General features: G+C 56.1%; 17 protein-coding genes and 1 riboswitch. Of the genes, 11 read left to right on the top strand and 6 right to left on the bottom strand.

Annotation, left to right across the window (positions count from 1 at the left end):
- Positions 1 to 149 precede the first annotated feature (149 nt).
- Positions 150 to 2,174, top strand: a complete 2,025-nt coding sequence (gene uvrB / locus BTJ39_RS16030; RefSeq protein ID WP_078003701.1) for an excinuclease ABC subunit UvrB — start codon at positions 150 to 152, stop codon at positions 2,172 to 2,174.
- 37 nt (positions 2,175 to 2,211) lie between these two features.
- Here the strand turns inward: uvrB and yvcK are convergent, their stop codons facing one another.
- Positions 2,212 to 3,120 (bottom strand): uridine diphosphate-N-acetylglucosamine-binding protein YvcK, encoded by a 909-nt coding sequence (gene yvcK / locus BTJ39_RS16025; protein WP_078003700.1) that lies wholly within the window; start codon positions 3,118 to 3,120, stop codon positions 2,212 to 2,214.
- A gap of 212 nt (positions 3,121 to 3,332) precedes the next feature.
- Positions 3,333 to 3,467: riboswitch (molybdenum cofactor riboswitch) on the top strand.
- On the opposite strand from yvcK, the gene moaA reads away from it, so the two are divergent.
- The 6 genes from moaA (at position 3,458) to BTJ39_RS15995 (ending at position 7,366) form a co-directional block, all read left to right on the top strand.
- Complete coding sequence (gene moaA, locus BTJ39_RS16020) at positions 3,458 to 4,444, top strand: GTP 3',8-cyclase MoaA (RefSeq protein WP_078003699.1); 987 nt, start codon at positions 3,458 to 3,460, stop codon at positions 4,442 to 4,444. Its footprint overlaps the riboswitch before it by 10 nt.
- A 17-nt stretch (positions 4,445 to 4,461) precedes the next feature.
- On the top strand, positions 4,462 to 4,977 hold the full coding sequence (gene moaB, locus BTJ39_RS16015) for a molybdenum cofactor biosynthesis protein B (protein ID WP_078003698.1): 516 nt from the start codon (positions 4,462 to 4,464) through the stop codon (positions 4,975 to 4,977).
- Positions 4,978 to 4,979: 2 nt separating this feature from the next.
- Positions 4,980 to 5,465 carry a cyclic pyranopterin monophosphate synthase MoaC gene (gene moaC, locus BTJ39_RS16010; RefSeq protein ID WP_078003697.1) on the top strand — a complete coding sequence of 162 codons (486 nt, stop codon included), beginning with the start codon at positions 4,980 to 4,982 and terminating at the stop codon, positions 5,463 to 5,465.
- Positions 5,458 to 5,703 (top strand): molybdopterin synthase sulfur carrier subunit, encoded by a 246-nt coding sequence (gene moaD, locus BTJ39_RS16005; RefSeq protein WP_078003696.1) that lies wholly within the window; start codon positions 5,458 to 5,460, stop codon positions 5,701 to 5,703. The genes moaC and moaD overlap by 8 nt, the downstream gene beginning before the upstream one ends.
- 1 nt (position 5,704) lies before the next feature.
- Positions 5,705 to 6,154 carry a molybdopterin synthase catalytic subunit MoaE gene (gene moaE / locus BTJ39_RS16000; protein ID WP_078003695.1) on the top strand — a complete coding sequence of 150 codons (450 nt, stop codon included), beginning with the start codon at positions 5,705 to 5,707 and terminating at the stop codon, positions 6,152 to 6,154.
- A gap of 123 nt (positions 6,155 to 6,277) precedes the next feature.
- A complete protein-coding gene (locus tag BTJ39_RS15995) occupies positions 6,278 to 7,366 on the top strand; it encodes a DUF1615 domain-containing protein (protein WP_078003694.1) in 1,089 nt (362 codons plus the stop codon).
- Positions 7,367 to 7,502: 136 nt separating this feature from the next.
- Here the strand turns inward: BTJ39_RS15995 and BTJ39_RS15990 are convergent, their stop codons facing one another.
- Positions 7,503 to 8,324: a hypothetical protein gene (locus BTJ39_RS15990; RefSeq protein WP_078003693.1), complete on the bottom strand. Its 822-nt coding sequence runs from the start codon at positions 8,322 to 8,324 to the stop codon at positions 7,503 to 7,505.
- A 188-nt stretch (positions 8,325 to 8,512) separates the two neighbouring features.
- Complete coding sequence (locus BTJ39_RS15985; RefSeq protein WP_078003692.1) at positions 8,513 to 10,462, bottom strand: methyl-accepting chemotaxis protein; 1,950 nt, start codon at positions 10,460 to 10,462, stop codon at positions 8,513 to 8,515.
- Between the two features lie 257 nt (positions 10,463 to 10,719).
- Between BTJ39_RS15985 and BTJ39_RS15980 the strand changes: the two genes are divergently transcribed.
- The gene (locus BTJ39_RS15980) at positions 10,720 to 11,430 is read left to right on the top strand and encodes a Bax inhibitor-1/YccA family protein (RefSeq protein WP_078003691.1); all 711 of its coding nucleotides are present in this window, start codon (positions 10,720 to 10,722) and stop codon (positions 11,428 to 11,430) included.
- Positions 11,431 to 11,487: 57 nt separating this feature from the next.
- Here the strand turns inward: BTJ39_RS15980 and BTJ39_RS15975 are convergent, their stop codons facing one another.
- The 3 genes from BTJ39_RS15975 to BTJ39_RS15965 are packed head-to-tail and all read right to left on the bottom strand — an operon-like array spanning position 11,488 to position 14,440.
- Positions 11,488 to 12,441, bottom strand: a complete 954-nt coding sequence (locus BTJ39_RS15975; protein WP_078003690.1) for a lysylphosphatidylglycerol synthase domain-containing protein — start codon at positions 12,439 to 12,441, stop codon at positions 11,488 to 11,490.
- Positions 12,441 to 13,682 carry a cardiolipin synthase ClsB gene (clsB, locus tag BTJ39_RS15970; protein ID WP_078003689.1) on the bottom strand — a complete coding sequence of 414 codons (1,242 nt, stop codon included), beginning with the start codon at positions 13,680 to 13,682 and terminating at the stop codon, positions 12,441 to 12,443. Before clsB ends, BTJ39_RS15975 begins: the two co-directional genes overlap by 1 nt.
- Positions 13,679 to 14,440 carry an endonuclease/exonuclease/phosphatase family protein gene (locus BTJ39_RS15965; RefSeq protein WP_078003688.1) on the bottom strand — a complete coding sequence of 254 codons (762 nt, stop codon included), beginning with the start codon at positions 14,438 to 14,440 and terminating at the stop codon, positions 13,679 to 13,681. Before BTJ39_RS15965 ends, clsB begins: the two co-directional genes overlap by 4 nt.
- A gap of 180 nt (positions 14,441 to 14,620) precedes the next feature.
- On the opposite strand from BTJ39_RS15965, the gene BTJ39_RS15960 reads away from it, so the two are divergent.
- The 3 genes from BTJ39_RS15960 to dusC all read left to right on the top strand — a co-directional run bounded on the left by BTJ39_RS15960 (position 14,621) and on the right by dusC (position 17,586).
- The gene (locus BTJ39_RS15960) at positions 14,621 to 15,019 is read left to right on the top strand and encodes a YbhQ family protein (protein WP_078003687.1); all 399 of its coding nucleotides are present in this window, start codon (positions 14,621 to 14,623) and stop codon (positions 15,017 to 15,019) included.
- A gap of 221 nt (positions 15,020 to 15,240) precedes the next feature.
- Entirely contained in the window at positions 15,241 to 16,605 is a 1,365-nt protein-coding gene (gene rhlE / locus BTJ39_RS15955) for an ATP-dependent RNA helicase RhlE (protein ID WP_078003686.1), read from the top strand.
- A 15-nt stretch (positions 16,606 to 16,620) separates the two neighbouring features.
- On the top strand, positions 16,621 to 17,586 hold the full coding sequence (gene dusC, locus BTJ39_RS15950; protein WP_078003685.1) for a tRNA dihydrouridine(16) synthase DusC: 966 nt from the start codon (positions 16,621 to 16,623) through the stop codon (positions 17,584 to 17,586).
- The last annotated feature ends 10 nt before the right edge of the window (positions 17,587 to 17,596 follow it).

Genomic DNA, 17,596 nt, shown 5'->3' with positions numbered 1-17,596 from the left:
CAAAGATCGCTGAAAGTGCAAAAGCGCACTATCAATGATAATTATTGGCAGTAACTGGATATTTGTCCAGTAAAAGAGATTGGTAAAAAACCGACTGCAGAGTAGAATAATTGTCTTATTACGCTTTCCATCCAGCAGGCGGCGCGCAAATGAGTAAAGATTTTAAACTGAATTCTGCTTTCAAACCGGCTGGCGACCAGCCAGAAGCTATTCGCCGGCTGAAAGAGGGACTGGAAGATGGTCTGGCTCATCAGACGCTGCTGGGCGTAACGGGGTCCGGCAAGACCTTTACGGTCGCTAATGTGATTGCCGATTTACAGCGTCCGACCATGGTGCTGGCGCCAAACAAGACTCTGGCCGCTCAGCTGTATGGCGAAATGAAAGAGTTTTTTCCGGAAAACGCCGTTGAATACTTCGTTTCTTATTACGATTATTACCAGCCCGAAGCCTACGTGCCGAGTTCAGATACCTTTATTGAGAAAGATGCCTCGATAAATGAACATATTGAGCAGATGCGACTTTCTGCTACCAAAGCGCTGCTTGAACGCCGCGACGTGGTGGTGGTGGCATCGGTTTCCGCCATTTACGGTCTGGGCGATCCGGACCTCTATTTAAAGATGATGCTGCATCTTACCCGCGGCATGATTATCGATCAGCGTTCTATCCTGCGCCGGCTGGCTGAGCTGCAATACACCCGCAACGACCAGGCTTTTCAGCGCGGCACCTTTCGGGTACGCGGTGAAGTTATCGATATTTTTCCGGCAGAATCCGATGAAGTCGCGCTCCGCGTCGAGCTGTTTGACGATGAGGTTGAGCGTCTGTCGCTGTTCGATCCTCTGACCGGCCAGATAGAAACCAATATTGCCCGCTTTACCGTCTATCCAAAAACCCACTACGTGACGCCGCGTGAGCGCATGCTGCAGGCGATGGAAGACATTAAAATTGAGCTGGCGGAGCGGCGTAAAACGCTGCTGGCGAATAACAAGCTGCTGGAAGAGCAGCGCCTGTCGCAGCGCACGCAGTTCGATCTTGAAATGATGAACGAGCTTGGCTACTGCTCGGGAATCGAAAACTATTCGCGCTACCTTTCCGGGCGCGGACCGGGCGAGCCGCCGCCGACGCTGTTTGATTACCTGCCGGCGGACGGACTGCTGATTATTGATGAATCACACGTCACCATTCCGCAAATCGGCGGTATGTATCGCGGTGACCGGGCGCGTAAAGAGACGCTGGTTGAATACGGTTTTCGCCTGCCTTCGGCGCTGGATAACCGCCCGATGAAGTTTGAAGAGTTCGAATCGCTGGCGCCGCAGACGATTTATGTTTCTGCGACGCCGGGCAAATATGAACTGGAGAAATCCGGCGGTGAAGTCATCGATCAGGTAGTTCGTCCTACCGGTCTGCTCGATCCCCTGCTGGAAGTGCGTCCGGTCAGTACTCAGGTGGACGATCTGTTATCGGAAATTCGTAAGCGCGTGGCGATCAATGAGCGCGTGCTGGTAACTACCCTGACCAAACGCATGGCGGAAGATCTTACCGAATATCTGGAAGAGCACGGTGAGCGCGTGCGCTACCTGCATTCGGATATTGATACCGTTGAGCGTGTAGAGATTATCCGCGATCTGCGCCTCGGCGAATTTGACGTGCTGGTTGGCATCAACCTGCTGCGTGAGGGGCTGGATATGCCGGAAGTATCGCTGGTGGCGATACTTGATGCCGATAAAGAAGGTTTCCTGCGTTCAGAACGCTCGCTGATTCAGACCATCGGACGCGCGGCGCGCAATATCAACGGTAAGGCGATTCTTTACGGCGATAAAATCACCCCCTCAATGGCGCGTGCAATTGAGGAAACCGAGCGTCGTCGTGAAAAGCAGCAGCGCTACAATGAAGAAAACGGCATCGTGCCGCAGGGTCTGAACAAAAAAATCGCCGACATTCTCGAATTAGGCCAGGGCGTCAGCAAAAACAAAAGTGGCCGGTCGAGCGGAAAAAACAAAGTTGCCGCAGAAACGGAAGCCAGCTATCAGGCGCTTACGCCGCAGGCGCTGCAAAAAAAGATTCATCAGCTGGAATTGCAGATGCAAAAGCACGCGCAGAATCTGGAGTTCGAAGAGGCGGCACAGACGCGCGATCGGCTGCATGAGCTGCGCGAGCTGTTTATCGCCGCCTCTTAACCCGGACATTATTTTCCCGGCCTGTCCGGCTCTGCTGCTAGCCCATGGCCTGGATAGCGTGCTCCAGCGCGATATGCAGCAGGTGGCGGTCGTGGCGATAAGTAATATCACCCGCCTCCAGCGGCTCCTGCACCACGATCCGCTGCTTAATGGCCGCCGCGTTGGCGTGTGGGCCGACCACCAGCGCGTCAATGACTTTTTTACCGATAGCGTGCTCCATGATATCCAGCTTATCGGCCAGCGTCAGGCTGGCCGCCGCCGGGCTGAGTTCCTTCCCCAAATTATCAATAAACACCATGGTCGCCGGCGTCCGGCGAAGCGCCTGGGCAATTTCGGCAATCAGCAGCACCGGCATCAGGCTGGTATAGAAGCTGCCGGGACCAATCAGGATCAGGTCGGCCTCGTTGATCGCCTCGGCGGCTTCGCGCGTTGCCGCCACCCTTGGCAGCAGCATCAGCTCCTGGGGGGGCTGCTTCATCTGATCGATGGCCGTTTCACCGTACACGGTGTTGCCTTCATCATCGACGGCGACTAAATCAACCGGCTGCTCTGACATCGGAATGAGAAAGGCATCGACCTTCAATAAATTACGGATAAGGTTGATGGCTTCCAGCGGACGAACGCTCAGATGATCGAGCGCTTTAAGCATCAGATTTCCCAGATTGTGGCCTGCCAGCTCGCCGTTACCGGCAAAACGGTATTCAAACATCGCTGAGGCCACGCTGGGTTCGGTAATCAGCTGATTCAGGCAGTTGCGCATATCACCCCAGGCTATGCCGCCTTCGGAACGCCGGATGCGGCCCGTCGAGCCGCCATTATCGGTGGTGGTGACAATGCCGGTAAGCCGAGAACCCAGCGATGAAAGGGAAGACATCACACGACCCAAACCGTGCCCGCCGCCTAGTGCTACAACTCTGTCGAGATCGGCTAATGAGCGATTACGCATAAATTTCCTTTAAAGGCTGCCGGTAAAAAGCGGCCGGCAGCGGCTGAAACTGAAGTTATCTCTGCCTGAAGGCAGCGTTAAATTGTCGCCAATGTTAGCGTATCTGGCGACGAAAATGCGGCGAAAAAACGTTATATATCAAAATATATATCGAAATCGTCATTTGGCAAAGTCGAGCGTTTAGCGGTAGAATTGGCAAAACTTATCACCTGCGGGTGTGATGACACTTAAGCCTTGATACCTACGTCCAACGGATAGGGTGTCCTGGCCGCAACCTGAGGTTGCCAGGGTGCAGGAAGAAATGACTGCATCTCCCGATACTGGAAAGGTGTTCCTTTTGCCACAATTTACCGATAGCTTCGACCGCCGGTTTTATTACCTGCGCCTGTCGATCACCGACGTTTGCAATTTTCGTTGCACTTACTGCCTGCCTGATGGTTACAGGCCCAATGGCCACGCGCAAAAATCTTTCCTGTCGCTGGATGAAATCCGCCGCGTAACCCGCGCATTCGCCGCTTCCGGCACTGAAAAAGTGCGGATCACCGGCGGTGAACCTTCTATGCGGCGCGACTTCACTGACATCATTGCGGCGATTGACGACAATCCCCGGATCAAGCAAATCGCCATGACCACCAATGGTTACCGGCTGGCGCGTGACGTTGCTGAATGGCGCAACGCCGGGCTGACCGCGCTGAACGTCAGTATCGACAGTCTTGATCCACGTCAGTTCCATGCCATTACCGGCCAGGATAAATTACAGCAGGTTTTAGCGGGAATTGACGCGGCGTTTAGCGCGGGATTTAGCCAGATAAAAGTCAACACTGTGCTGATGCGTGACTTGAACCATAACCGGCTGCAGCAGTTCCTGGACTGGATCCGCCACAGACCTATCCAGCTGCGTTTTATTGAGCTAATGGAGACCGGGGAGGGCAGCGAGCTGTTTCGCAAGCATCACGTTTCCGGAGCGGTAATTCGCGATCAGCTGCTGGCTTCAGGCTGGACCAGCCAGCCACGGCAGCGCAGCGCCGGACCGGCGCAGGTGTTTTCGCATCCTGATTACCAGGGTGAGATTGGCCTTATCATGCCCTATGAAAAAGATTTCTGTGCCAGCTGCAACCGACTGCGCGTTTCCGCAGCGGGTAACTTGCATCTCTGCCTGTTTGGCGACGGCGGCGTGCCGCTGCGCGATTTGCTGGCAAGCGATGAACAGCAGCTGGCTTTGCAGCAGCGCATTGCCCGCAGCCTGCAGCAGAAAAAACAGGGGCATTTTTTGCATCAGGGCAACACCGGCATAACGCAGAATCTCTCATTTATCGGCGGCTGAATCTAAGGGGAAATAAGATGGGAAAGGGCAGTGAAGCATTTACAGCGCTAAACGTGGCGGTGCTGACGGTTTCGGATAAACGCGATGCCAGCAATGACACCTCCGGCGATTATTTACGTGAGGCGATCGGCGAGTCTGGTCACCTGGTGGCCGATCACGCCATTGTGCCTGATAACCTTTATCGCATTCGCGCCGTGGTATCTAACTGGATTGCCAGCCGCGACGTACAGGTGGTTATCGTTAACGGCGGCACCGGATTTTATGACAAAAACTGTACCCCTGAAGCGCTGTTACCGCTGTTCGATCGCCAGGTGGAAGGCTTCGGCGAGCTGTTCCGGATGGTCTCCTGGGAGGAGATCGGCAGCGCGACCCTGCAGTCACGGGCGGTAGCGGGTCTGGCAAATCAGACGCTGATCTTTGCGGTGCCGGGGTCATCCAGCGCCTGCCGTACGGCCTGGCAGCGGATTATTTTCGATCAGCTGGACGCCCGCACCGCGCCCTGCAATTTTGTCTCACACCTGAAGAAAGTTTAATCATGACGCGGTTAACCCATATTAATCAGGCGGGTGAAGCCCATATGGTTGACGTTTCGACCAAGGCTGAAACCGTACGTGAAGCGCGCGCCGAAGCGCTGGTCGTTATGCACCCGGAAACGCTGCAAATGATTGTCGATGGCAAACACCATAAGGGCGACGTGTTTGCTACCGCGCGCATTGCTGGCATTCAGGCGGCAAAGCGCACCTGGGAACTGATCCCCCTTTGTCATCCACTGATGCTGAGCAAGGTCGAGGTAACGCTGGAGGCTCAGCCGGAGCAGCAGCGCGTGCGTATTGAATCACGCTGTCGCCTGAGCGGGAAAACCGGCGTTGAGATGGAAGCGCTGACGGCGGCCTCGGTCGCCGCGCTGACCATTTATGATATGTGTAAAGCAGTACAGAAAGATATCGTCATTGAACGGCTGCGGCTGCTGAGTAAAAGCGGCGGTAAGTCGGGTGACTTTGAGGTAAATAGCAATGATTAACGTTCTGTTTTTTGCTCAGGTGCGCGAGCTGGTCGGCACCGCATCATTGACGCTGGAGGCACGCTACCAGGACGTCGCCGCGTTGCGTGATGCGCTGGCGGCGCGCGACGAGCGCTGGGCGCTGGCCCTGACCCCAGGTAAGCTGCTGGCGGCGGTCAATCAGACGCTGGTTGCGCCGGACCATCCGCTGAGCGCGGGCGATGAAGTGGCATTTTTTCCACCGGTTACCGGGGGCTGAGATGAACACCCGCATTCGCGTCGGCGAGGCGCCGTTTTCACTGGCTGACGAATACAGCTGGCTAAGCCAGAACGCGGAAGATGGCGCCATCGTGACCTTTACCGGTAAGGTGCGCAATCATAACCTCGGCGACAGCGTTGCGGCGCTGACGCTGGAGCACTATCCGGGGATGACCGAAAGGGTGCTGAGTGAACTGGTTGATGACGCTCGCCGTCGCTGGCCGCTTCAGCGGGCGGTGGTTATCCACCGCGTTGGCGCGCTCTATCCCGGTGATGATATCGTGCTGGTCGGCATCAGCGCCGCCCACCGCAGTGCGGCATTCGCCGCCGCTGAATTTCTGATGGATACCCTAAAGACCCGCGCTCCGTTCTGGAAGCGTGAAACTACCGGGCAGGGCGAACGCTGGGTCGAGGCCCGCGATAGCGACCAGCAAGCGGTACAGCGCTGGTAATGACCTGAGAATCTGATTTTCGCTGGCGATGCGGCAACCCATGCAAAAGGCGGTCAGATCTGATAGCGGTTCCAGCAGCGGCGGGGTAAGGTAGGCGCTTTCATTTTTTGCCACGGACTGACCATGAAAAATAAACTGACGCGCCGCGCTTCGCTACTGGCGCTGCTGATACTGGCCGGCTGTAGTAGTCATAAGCAGGAAGAAAAGGTGGCTAATCCACAAACGGTGGAAGCGCGCATCGCCCGACTGCTGCCGCCAGGGACTCAGGACCGTGCGGGCTGGTCGCGCGATATCTACATTGCCTTCAATACGCAGCATATTCCGCCGCAGACCGGGAACCTGTGCGCGGCCATTGCCGTTGCCGGGCAGGAATCGAATTTCAACGCCGATGCGCCCGTGCCGGGTCTGGGTAAAATTGCCTGGAAAGAGATCGATCGCCGCGCCTCGGCCTTGCATATTCCGGCCTTTGTGGTGCATACCGCTTTGCTGATTAAGTCACCTGACGGACGCAGCTACAGCGAACGGCTGGATAAGGTGCGTAGCGAAAAAGAGCTGAGCGCGGTTTTTGATGATTTTATTGATATGGTGCCGCTGGGACAAAAACTGTTCGGCAGCCTCAACCCGGTGCATACCGGCGGGCCGATGCAGGTCAGCATCGCCTTTGCCGAGGCGCACGCCGAAGGCTATCCCTGGCCGGTGGATAAAACTGTTCGCCGCGAAGTATTTACCCGCCACGGCGGCATGTATTTCGGCATTATGCATTTGCTGGGCTATCCGGCGGACTACAGCGAGCCGCTTTATCGCTTTGCTGACTACAACGCGGGCTGGTATGCCAGCCGTAACGCGGCCTTTCAGAGTGCGGTAAATCGACTGACCGGCATGAAGCTGGCGCTGGATGGCGATCTTATTCTGTATGGATCGGACCGCGCCGGGGCAACCGAAAAAGCGGTGCGCACGCTGGCCGGACGGCTGGATATGAGCAATGCTGCCATTCATGACGCGCTGGAGCAGGGCGAAGAGGCGGCGTTTTCCGACAGTAAGCTGTATCAGCGGGTGTTTGCTCTGGCCGATAAGCTGGGCCATGGCAAGGTGCCGCGAGAAATGCTGCCGGGCATCAGGCTTGAAAGTCCGAAAATTACCCGTAATCTCACCACCGCCTGGTTTGCTCAGCGGGTGAACAGCCGTTATCAGCAATGTCTGAAGCGGGCATAGCCGTTAGCCTGGCAGCAGCCTTCAAGCCGGGCGGTAACGCTGCCCGGCTTGAAGGTTGATAGCATCCTCTGATCAAACAGGATGGCGCTGGTTGGCTTTGTTATTGTAATGCGCCGGTATAAGACTGCGGGCGCTTTTAGGACCGGAACTCTTCGACGACGCTTTTCGCCTGCTTACCGACGCTAAGTAATCGCGGATACAGCGACGCGCATGCCGCAATCTCTTTTTTCTCTATTTTATTTGGTGGATTTTCATACCAGTAATTTTTAAGTTCGTCCGCAAGGCGGGCGACGATCAGTCTTTCTGCGCCGGTTTTCTCATTAAATACCTGGTTGAAAACGGCAAAAATCTCCGTCAGCGTAGTGGTATTCATTTCTTCATGCGGAATGACAATTCTGCTGAGCCATAAAGCGTCGGGGAACCCTTCCCGGTCGAAGCGCAAGTATTCACCCGAAGGACGCAGGGTGGTCATTTTATCTATGCATGCGCCTATTACGGCATCTATACGGGTATCATCCTCCTCATAAATGCTTGACGGAAGATAATTGGTGTCAACGTAGGTGAGGTCTCTTGCATGAAAGTAGGGCGCCGCTGCTTTGGCATTTTTTAAACCCAGAATAACGTCCTGCTGACTGTCTTTCTTTAGCAGGCTTCTTACTAACCTGTCGCTGTCGATTCGCCTGTAATCCGGGGAAAGAGTCTGCCGGCTTTGGTTATTGGTCAGCTGAGCGTGAATGGATTTAAAACTGTGCAGGCTGTTTTTTATGTATTTACACGTTAGCTGAAAGCTGGCGTAGTCTTTAGCATTAAGTCCTAACGCGATTTCTTGTATCACATGTTCAGGCTGGTTACATATATCTGACTTTGCGTTAAAAACAGAATGACTGTTGGCTATAGCAGAAGGCGAGGTGTCAGCTAAATGGTGAGCGTTATTATATCGTGATGTCGGGATAACCATTTCATTTCTTCCTTATTTTTATATTGCGAGCATAAACCGTCCTGTCAGCGTGAATCGCATACTATAAATAAGATGGGTAATGACCACTTGCAAAAACTGATTAAGCTCCGGTCTGGCGATAACCTTCGCGTCCTGTGACAGACGCCCGCGCCTGGCGAGCGTCTGTCCAGTATAAACAAACCCGTAAACTAAACGTCGTCCGCCAGCCGGAAACGCTGCACGGTTTGCGACAGCTGCTGCGCCTGACTTTCCAGCGAGCCGGCAGCGGCTGACATTTCCTGTACCAGCGATGAGTTTTGCTGGGTGGCGCCGTCCATTTCGTTAATCGCGATCGTTACCTGCCCGATGCCGCGCGCCTGTTCATCGGAGGCGGCGACGATCTGGCCGATAATGGTTTGTACCGAATGCACGGCCTGGGTTAATTCGCTCATGGTGCGGCCGGCATCGCGTACCCGACGCACACCCCCCTCAACCCGCTGGCTGGACTCTTCAATCAGCGCGGCAATATCTTTCACCGCGCTGGCGCTGCGCTGCGCCAGGTTGCGAACTTCCGACGCCACCACCGCAAAGCCGCGTCCCTGCTCGCCGGCACGGGCGGCTTCCACCGCCGCGTTGAGCGCCAGAATATTGGTCTGGAAGGCGATGCTGTTGATGATAGCGGTGATATCGCCGATCTTCTTCGCGCTGTCATCAATTTGCGACATGGTTTCCACGACTTCGCTGACCAGGCCTTCGCCACGGCGTGCAGTGTCGCTGGCGTTTTCGGTCAGCGTCGTCGCCTGATGGGCGTTGTCAGCATTGTGCTTAACGGTGGAGGTCAACTGCTCCATGCTGGCTGCAGTCTGCTCCAGCGCGGCGGCCTGTTGCTCAGTGCGCGCGGCCAGATCGAGGTTGCCGCTGGCAATCTCTTCTGCGCCTTGCCGCACCGATTCACTGGCGATTTTGATATGACTCACCATATCGCGAAGCTGGTTCTGCATTGTGTGCAGGGCGTAAAACAGGCTGGCGCGATCGCCATTTTTAACCGGTATATCCGTGGTCAGGTTGCCCTCGGCGACCGCCATCGCGATAGCGGTAGCGTCAGCGGGTTCACCGCCCAACGGGCGCAGAACGCGGCGGCTGAACAGTACACCCAGTACGGCGCTAACCAGCAGGATACTGAAGGCCATCAGCATCAGTGCGTTATTGCGCTGATGGGTTGCCGCCGCCATGACCATACTGACCGGTGCGACTACGCCGAGGTACCAGGACTTATCGCTGTTGCCGATGGTGATCTTGCGCCAGGTAACCAGCGCGGGTTCGCCGAGCACCTTATCATCGCGTTGGGTGATGCCTTCTGAATAGCCATCGGTCGGGCCTTTAAACACTTTACCTGCCAGCGACTTATCCGGATAGGAGACCACTTTACCATCAGAGGACAGCAACATTGCGTAGCCGCCGCCCTGCCAGGGGCGGATTTTACCGACGCGCTGCTGTAGCGAGGCCAGCGAGATATCGGACGTAACCACCACTTTAAGCTGCCCGTTATCCAGTACCGGCGAGACCACCGAGGTCAGTAAGGTTGGCACGCCATTGTAAGCGTAGCTGTAAGGCTCAATCAGGGCATCTTTACGGGTTCTTTGCGGTACGAGGTAGTAATCGCCGTCACCCGGTTTAAGGTATGACAGCAGCGCATGCATATTGTAATTACCCGCAGCATCGCGATCGACAAACCAGGCGTAGCGCCCTTCAGGGGCCTGGCCAGGCTTGCCGTTAAATTCAGCATCGCGGCCATCAAAAGCGTTAGGTTCGAAAATTACCGAAACCGAGAGATAGTTGGGATTATCACGCAGTGCATATTCGGTTAGCTTATCGACCACTTTACGGTCGGTAATGCCGACGCCGGGCAGGGCGATCAAAGACAGGCCGAGGTTGTGGGCTACGTCGCGCGCATAGTCGAGTTCACGCTGCATTTGTAGCGCGCTGGTCTGGGCGATTTCCCCAAGGTATTTTTCCGCCAGCATTTTTTGCTGGCTGCTGGACTGCCAGCTGAGCAAGCCGATGGTGACGGTAAAGCCCAGCGTAATAGTCAGCGCACCCGCGATCAGCATCTGCGCGCGGGTACTCAGTTTGCCTTTGCGGCCAGACAGGATGGGCATAGCATTCTCCCGGATAGGTTGCTAATAGTGAACATCCTGTGATGTAAGGCTCCTGCTATCTGTATCGGCAGGGCGAGCGGATACTTTATCGCCAGAAAAAGGCAAAGCGCGCTGCAGTTAAACGAAACTTATCATTACTGACAAATATGCGGCAGCTACTGGTCAGTGGGGTAGCAAGTGTGCCAGACTTAGCGGGGGATGGCGGGTTTCTCCCGACGTCAAGATTGTCACTCTCACTGAAGAAAAAGGGGACTATCATGGATCGATTTTCACGATCGGATGACTCGCTGTTGCGCCAGACCCGCAGCGGTATTCAGACTTACATGGCCCAGGTTTATGGCTGGATGAGCAGCGGTCTGCTGCTGACCGCTTTCGTCGCCTGGTTCGCTGCACATAACAGCAGAGTGCAGGAGTTTATCTTTTCCAGCCAGATAACCTTCTTCGGCCTGATTATCGCTCAGCTGGCGTTGGTTTTCGTGCTGTCGGGCATGGTGCATCGCCTGAGCGGCGCGCTGGCAACCACGCTGTTTATGCTCTATTCGGCGCTGACGGGCCTGACGATATCCAGCATATTCGTGGTCTACACCGGCGTCTCAATCGTCAGCACCTTTGCGGTCACCGCCGGCACCTTCGGGGCGATGAGCCTGTGGGGATATGTCACTAAGCGTGATTTAAGCCGCTTTGGCAGCATGCTGTTCATGGGGCTGATTGGTATTGTGCTGGCATCGGTGGTCAACATCTGGCTGAAGAGCAGCGGACTGACGATGGCGATAACCTACATTGGGGTTCTGCTGTTTGTTGGCCTGACGGCGTATGATACCCAGCGTCTGAAGAGTATCGGCGAAAATATCGACAGCCGCGACAGCGAAAACATGCGGCGCTATTCGATTATGGGCGCCCTGACGCTTTATCTCGATTTCATCAACCTGTTTTTGATGCTGCTACGTATCCTCGGCGATCGTCGCTGATTGATTGTTAGGGTTAGCGCATAGAAATCAGGCTGCCCGCGGGCAGCCTGATTTTTTTTACGCCTGCTGCTGTAAGTTGCGCCTGCGCAGGCGTCTGGCGCGGGCCTCCAGCCAGAGATAGAGCACCAGCGCCAGCAGCAGCGGCAGAATAAAGTAGATAACCCGGTAAGCCAGCAGCGCCGCCAGCACGGTGCTGTGGCCAATGTGCTCGCCGGCAAGCAAGGTGAGAAACACCGTTTCAAGCACGCCGACGCCTGCCGGGATATGAATAATTACGCCAGCAATACTGCTTATTAGCAACACGCCGAAAACCGCCGGCCAGGCCACCTGCTGCGCCATTAATAGCCAGATAATGGTGCCCATAACCATCCAGTTAGCGCTGGAAACCACAAACTGGATAAGCGCCATACGCAGTGAGGGCAGTGCGAGGGAGTGGCCTTTTATCGTCCATTCACGCCGCGACGAAAAAGCGCAAAGCGCCAGGTAAATCACTGAGAAAGACAGCAGCCCGATACCGATAATCTGTAAGGTTTTCTCACCAATAAACCAGCCTTCAGGCACCGGCGTCAGGCCGGAAGCGTAAACAATCCCCGCTACCAGCACGTAGCCCAGCCAGTTAGTGGCGATGCTAAGACTGAAAATGCGCGTAATCGTATCGGCGGCTAATCCCAGCCGAGAATAGAGCCGGTAGCGCATTGCCACGCCGCCGACCCAGGTGCTGAGCGTCAGGTTAAAGGCGTAACAGATAAACGACACCAGCATCACCTGGCGTTTTTGCAGCTTATGGCCGCAGTATGCCTGACCTACCAGGTCATAAACGCCGTAGGTCAGATAGCTGACAACCACCAGCGCCAGCGAGCCGAGTATGGCCGCGCGGTCATAATGAACAATGACCTGCCAGACATCCGCCCAGTTGACCTTGCGCGCATACAGCGTCAGCAGCACGATGACCGCAATAAAAAACAGCGCAGTAAGTATTTTTTTTATCCGTTTCCAGCGGGTGGATGCCATCAGGGTTTTCCCCCCGGATTATCAGAGTCCACGCGGTCCTGGGTTTCCATTTGCGGCTGTTCAGGCGGTTCGACCTCGGCCAGCCTGGGAGTATGAGCCGGCAGCCAGCCGGCGATAGCGGGGAAATGGCGTAAAAAGTGAAATGCCACCACGCTTTTACTCAGTTGCCACCAGCTGCGCGCCGGCAGATGGCTCTCCTCAATGCGCAGGCAGTCTTCGTTCAGCAGCTGGTTAAGATTTTCGCGCATCAGGTGATTAAACGCACGGTCATGGATAAACAGATTGGCCTCCAGATTGAGCGACAGGCTAAGAGGATCGAGGTTACTGGAGCCGACGGTTGACCAGTATTCATCCTGCACGGCGATTTTGGCGTGCAGCGGGCGGCGGCGGTATTCGTAGATCTCAACGCCGGCGCTGATGAGGTAGTTATACAACAGCTCAGCGCCCACTTTAACGATGGCCATATCCGGCTTCCCCTGCACGATAAGCTGCACGCGCACGCCGCGCTGGGCGGCATTGCGCATCTCGCGCAGCAGATGGTAGCCGGGGAAGAAGTAAGCGTTGGCGATGATGACGTCGCGGCGGGCGCTGCGCAGCATTTCCATATAGCCATGCTCGATATCATCACGGTGCTGATGATTATCGCGCCAGACAAAGCGCGCCTGCGCGTCGCCGGGCTGAACCTGCGCGCTTTCCCGACGGCGGCGTCCCCAGCGGCGGCGCGGCGGCGGCTGGTCGCTCATCGCCGCCTCGGTATAGCGGGCGATATCATCCACAATCGGCCCTTTCAGCTCGACGGCATAGTCCTGCTTTGCCTGCGGACCGTAATCGCTCAGGTGTTCATGAGAAAAGTTAATCCCGCCGACAAAAGCGATATCACCATCGCAGACCACCACTTTTCGATGCAGGCGGCGGAAAACGTTGGTGCGCACGCCTAAAAACAGCGGGCGCGGGTCGTAGTAAAGAAAGCGCACTCCAGCGGAAGTCAGGCTGCTGACAAATTCTTTCGGTAAACCGGCACTGCCGTAACCATCAACCATCAAGGTAATGCGCACGCCGCGCTTTGCGGCTGCCAGCAACTCGCGCTGTAGCGCTTTGCCAACTTTGTCGTTAAACAGAATAAAGGTTTCGAGCAGCACCCGCTCGCGCGCCCGTTGCAGTGCGCCATAGACCCTCGGGAAAAACTGCTCGCCGTTTTCCAGCAAGCGAATCTGATTGCCCTCTCGCCACGGCATATTCACAGGGTTATCTCCACCGCCAGCGGTGCATGATCGGAAAGATGCGACCACGGGCGCACCGGCAGCGCGTAGGGATGGCTGATACCGGCGTTGCGGACATAGATACGATCGAGTCGCAGCAGCGGGAAGCGTGCCGGGAAGGTGCGCGCCGGACGGCCTTTTTTACGGCTGAATACTTCATCCAGACCGGCGCCCTTTTGCAAAATGGCATTCGCGCGCCCCTGCCAGTCATTAAAATCGCCGGCAACCACCACCGGCGCGTCCGCTGGCAGCTGGTTGATCATCTCACACATCATTGCTAACTGCGCCTGGCGGTGCGCTTCGCGCAGGCCAAGGTGGACGCAAATAACGTGCAGCGTCTGCTGGCGCTCGGGTAGCTGTAGCGTGCAGTGCAGCATGCCTCTTTTTTCCGTTCCTTCCACCGAGATATCGCTATTTTCCCAGTGACTAATCGGAAATCGTGACAGGACGGCATTACCATGATGGCCTTCCGGGTAAACGGCGTTACGCCCGTAGGCATAGTCATTCCACATGGTATCGGCGAGAAATTCGTAGTGGGATTGATTGGGCCAATTTTCCACCTGGAGCGGATGGATAGCCTGGGTGCCCATCACTTCCTGCAGAAAGACAATATCAGCGGAGGTAGCGCGTACTGCATCCCGTAATTCGGGCAGTATAAAACGACGGTTGAAGCTGGTGAATCCTTTATGGGTGTTAATGGTCAGGACTTTAAATGAAAATTTTTCATCGTTTTGTGGCATACTGGGCGCGCTCTCCTTTTCAGCAAATGAAAAGTAAAGTGTAGTCTCAGTCACAAAAGGGCGCAGTAGCACCCGGCTATTTGCGGTTTTTTCCGAAAATTACGTTAGTCTGAGGAAATCCATTGCGACGTTGTCGTAAACCACTTGGGCGCTCTTTGTTTGAGCTGCCAGGAGAAACGAATGAGATGGTCTAACCGTGTTCAGATAGTTACTGGACAGACTTGCCTGCACATTGTCGTGCATCTGGCGCTTATCGGTGCGCTGGTATGGGGGTGGAGGCACCAGACGCTGATGCAGGTTAGCGGCGCGCTGTTAGGGCTGTATGCGCTGATTTTTGCCTGTATGCTGCTGACCCAACGCGTCGCGTCTTTACGTCGCTTTGGCGATTTTTTTGAAGATTTCACCACCACCTATTACTTCGGCGCGGCAATGCTGGCGCTATACCAGATTTCCCGGATTGTGCATAACAATCTGCTGCTGGCCTGCCTCGGTATTGTGGTATTGGCCGGTCCCGCGCTGCTTTCGCTGCTGGCGAAAGATCCGCAGCCCCAACCGCGACATCAGCGTCGTCATCGCTGAACAGCGTCGGCTAGCCCGATGGCATTGAGTCAACGCCATCGGGCTAGCCAGCCTGATAAATAAATCCCCGTATTCCTTTCAATCTGCTACACTGCGCAGCTAACGCACTGTAGTTTGTGCATCTATTCAAGCGTCAGGATATGGTTTCCTGGCGATCATTGTTCCCCCTGGAAACTACGCTGCCATTTGCAGACAGGGCGGATCCGGAGTCAGTCAACTTTATGTCATTTGATACTCTCGGCCTGAGTGCCGATATTCTGCGTGCGGTGGAAGAGCAGGGCTATCGTGAGCCTACGCCGGTACAGCGTCAGGCGATCCCCGTGGTGCTTGCAGGTCGCGACCTGATGGCCAGCGCGCAGACGGGGACCGGTAAAACCGCCGGTTTTACCCTGCCTTTGTTGCAGAAACTGAGCGCCAACGCCGGCGCGGCAAAAGGCCGCCGCCCGGTACGGGCGCTGATCCTGACGCCAACCCGCGAGCTGGCGGCGCAGGTGGGCGATAACGTCCAGGACTACAGTAAATATTTATCGCTGCGTTCGCTGGTGGTGTTCGGCGGCGTGAGCATTAATCCGCAGATGATGAAGCTGCGCGGCGGCGTTGATATCCTGATAGCCACGCCGGGGCGCCTGCTGGATCTGGAGCACCAGAATGCCGTCGACCTGTCGAAGATCGAAATTCTGGTGCTGGATGAAGCTGACCGCATGCTGGATATGGGCTTTATCCACGATATTCGTCGCGTGCTGGCTAAGCTTCCGGCCAAACGACAAAATCTGCTGTTCTCCGCCACCTTCTCTGATGACATCCGGGCGCTGGCGGAAAAGCTGCTGCATAATCCGGCGCAGATAGAAGTTGCGCGCCGCAACACCGCTTCGGAGCAGGTCACCCAGCACGTCCATTTTGTTGATAAAAAGCGTAAGCGCGAGCTGCTTTCTTATCTGATTGGCCGCGATAACTGGCGTCAGGTGCTGGTATTTACCCGTACCAAACACGGCGCTAATCATCTTGCCGAGCAGCTGAATAAAGACGGCATTACCGCCGCCGCGATTCACGGCAACAAAAGCCAGGGCGCACGCACCCGGGCGCTGGCTGATTTTAAAGCCAATACCATCCGCGTACTGGTGGCGACCGATATTGCCGCGCGCGGCCTTGATATTGAAGAGCTGCCTCACGTGGTGAACTACGAGCTGCCAAACGTGCCGGAAGACTATGTCCATCGTATTGGTCGCACCGGTCGTGCGGCGGCAACCGGTGAAGCGCTGTCGCTGGTTTGCGTCGATGAGCACAAACTGCTGCGCGATATTGAGCGTCTGCTGAAGCGTGAGATCCCCCGCATTGCCGAACACGGTTTCGATCCCGATCCGAGCATCAAAGCCGAGCCTATCGTCAACGGGCGGCAGGCGCGCGGTCAGGGTGGTCGCGGAGGCCAGGGCGGCGCCCGCAGCGGTAACCGTGATGCCGGTGCCAGAAATGACAGGCCGCGCGCGGCGCGTCAGGGCGGACGGCCGCAGGGTGATAGCGCTGCGCCGGGTAACGGTCAACCGCGTCGTTCACGTCCACCGCGCCGTAAGCCGGCCGGTAACGCCTGACGGAAAAACGTTGAGATGCGCGTTTTACTGGCGCCGATGGAAGGGGTGCTTGATTCGTTAGTTCGCGAGCTGCTCACCAGCGTCAACGACTACGATCTTTGCATCAGTGAGTTTCTGCGGGTGGTTGATCAGCGTCTGCCGGTAAAACTGTTTTATCGGCTCTGCCCTGAATTACACCATGCCAGCCGCACGCCTTCAGGTACGCCGGTGCGTATTCAACTGCTGGGGCAATATCCCGAATGGCTGGCGGAAAACGCGGCCAGGGCGGTAGAGCTTGGTTCCTGGGGCGTGGATCTGAACTGCGGATGTCCTTCGAAAACGGTCAACGGCAGCGGCGGCGGCGCGACCCTGCTGAAAGATCCTGAGCTTATCTATCGCGGCGCAAAGGCGATGCGCGCTGCGGTACCGGCGCACTTGCCGATCACGGTGAAAGTGCGGCTGGGATGGGATTCCGGCGCGCAACGTTTTGAAATCGCCGATGCGGTACAGCAGGCCGGCGCCAGCGAGCTGGTGGTGCATGGCCGTACCAAAGAGGATGGTTACAAAGCCGAGCGGATTAACTGGGCGGCGATCGGCGAAATTCGCCGCCGCCTGAAAATACCGGTGATCGCGAACGGTGAAATCGTCGACTGGCAAAGCGCGCAGCACTGTTTGCAAACTACCGGCTGTCAGGACGTTATGGTTGGCCGCGGGGCGCTTAACCTGCCTAACCTTAGCAAAGTGATTAAGGACAATGCGCCGCCGATGCCCTGGCCGCAGGTTTTGCAGCTGCTGCACCGCTATGTTCAGCTGGAAAAGCAGGGTGATACCGGCATGTACCACGTTGCGCGCATCAAGCAGTGGCTGGGCTATTTGCGCAAGGCCTATGGCGAAGCGACGGAACTTTTTACCCTGATCCGCGCGCTCAATAATTCCACGGATATCGCCAGAACTATTGAAGGCGAATATGCCCGACAGATAAGCCGTCAGCCGGTAATGTAACCGGGTTACG

The organism is Izhakiella australiensis (genome assembly GCF_002006995.1).
Lineage (GTDB): Bacteria > Pseudomonadota > Gammaproteobacteria > Enterobacterales > Enterobacteriaceae > Izhakiella > Izhakiella australiensis.
This window is presented reverse-complemented; position numbering and strand designations above follow the sequence as displayed.

Coding starts and splice junctions, on each gene's coding strand:
- BTJ39_RS15995 (WP_078003694.1), top strand. CDS start 6,278: ATGAAAAATAAACTGACGCGCCGCGCTTCGCTACTGGCGCTGCTGATA.
- BTJ39_RS15990 (WP_078003693.1), bottom strand. CDS start 8,324: ATGGTTATCCCGACATCACGATATAATAACGCTCACCATTTAGCTGAC.
- uvrB (WP_078003701.1), top strand. CDS start 150: ATGAGTAAAGATTTTAAACTGAATTCTGCTTTCAAACCGGCTGGCGAC.
- BTJ39_RS15965 (WP_078003688.1), bottom strand. CDS start 14,440: ATGCCACAAAACGATGAAAAATTTTCATTTAAAGTCCTGACCATTAAC.
- BTJ39_RS15975 (WP_078003690.1), bottom strand. CDS start 12,441: ATGGCATCCACCCGCTGGAAACGGATAAAAAAAATACTTACTGCGCTG.
- moaE (WP_078003695.1), top strand. CDS start 5,705: ATGAACACCCGCATTCGCGTCGGCGAGGCGCCGTTTTCACTGGCTGAC.
- moaC (WP_078003697.1), top strand. CDS start 4,980: ATGACGCGGTTAACCCATATTAATCAGGCGGGTGAAGCCCATATGGTT.
- moaD (WP_078003696.1), top strand. CDS start 5,458: ATGATTAACGTTCTGTTTTTTGCTCAGGTGCGCGAGCTGGTCGGCACC.
- rhlE (WP_078003686.1), top strand. CDS start 15,241: ATGTCATTTGATACTCTCGGCCTGAGTGCCGATATTCTGCGTGCGGTG.
- BTJ39_RS15985 (WP_078003692.1), bottom strand. CDS start 10,462: ATGCCCATCCTGTCTGGCCGCAAAGGCAAACTGAGTACCCGCGCGCAG.
- moaB (WP_078003698.1), top strand. CDS start 4,462: ATGGGAAAGGGCAGTGAAGCATTTACAGCGCTAAACGTGGCGGTGCTG.
- BTJ39_RS15980 (WP_078003691.1), top strand. CDS start 10,720: ATGGATCGATTTTCACGATCGGATGACTCGCTGTTGCGCCAGACCCGC.
- dusC (WP_078003685.1), top strand. CDS start 16,621: ATGCGCGTTTTACTGGCGCCGATGGAAGGGGTGCTTGATTCGTTAGTT.
- yvcK (WP_078003700.1), bottom strand. CDS start 3,120: ATGCGTAATCGCTCATTAGCCGATCTCGACAGAGTTGTAGCACTAGGC.
- BTJ39_RS15960 (WP_078003687.1), top strand. CDS start 14,621: ATGAGATGGTCTAACCGTGTTCAGATAGTTACTGGACAGACTTGCCTG.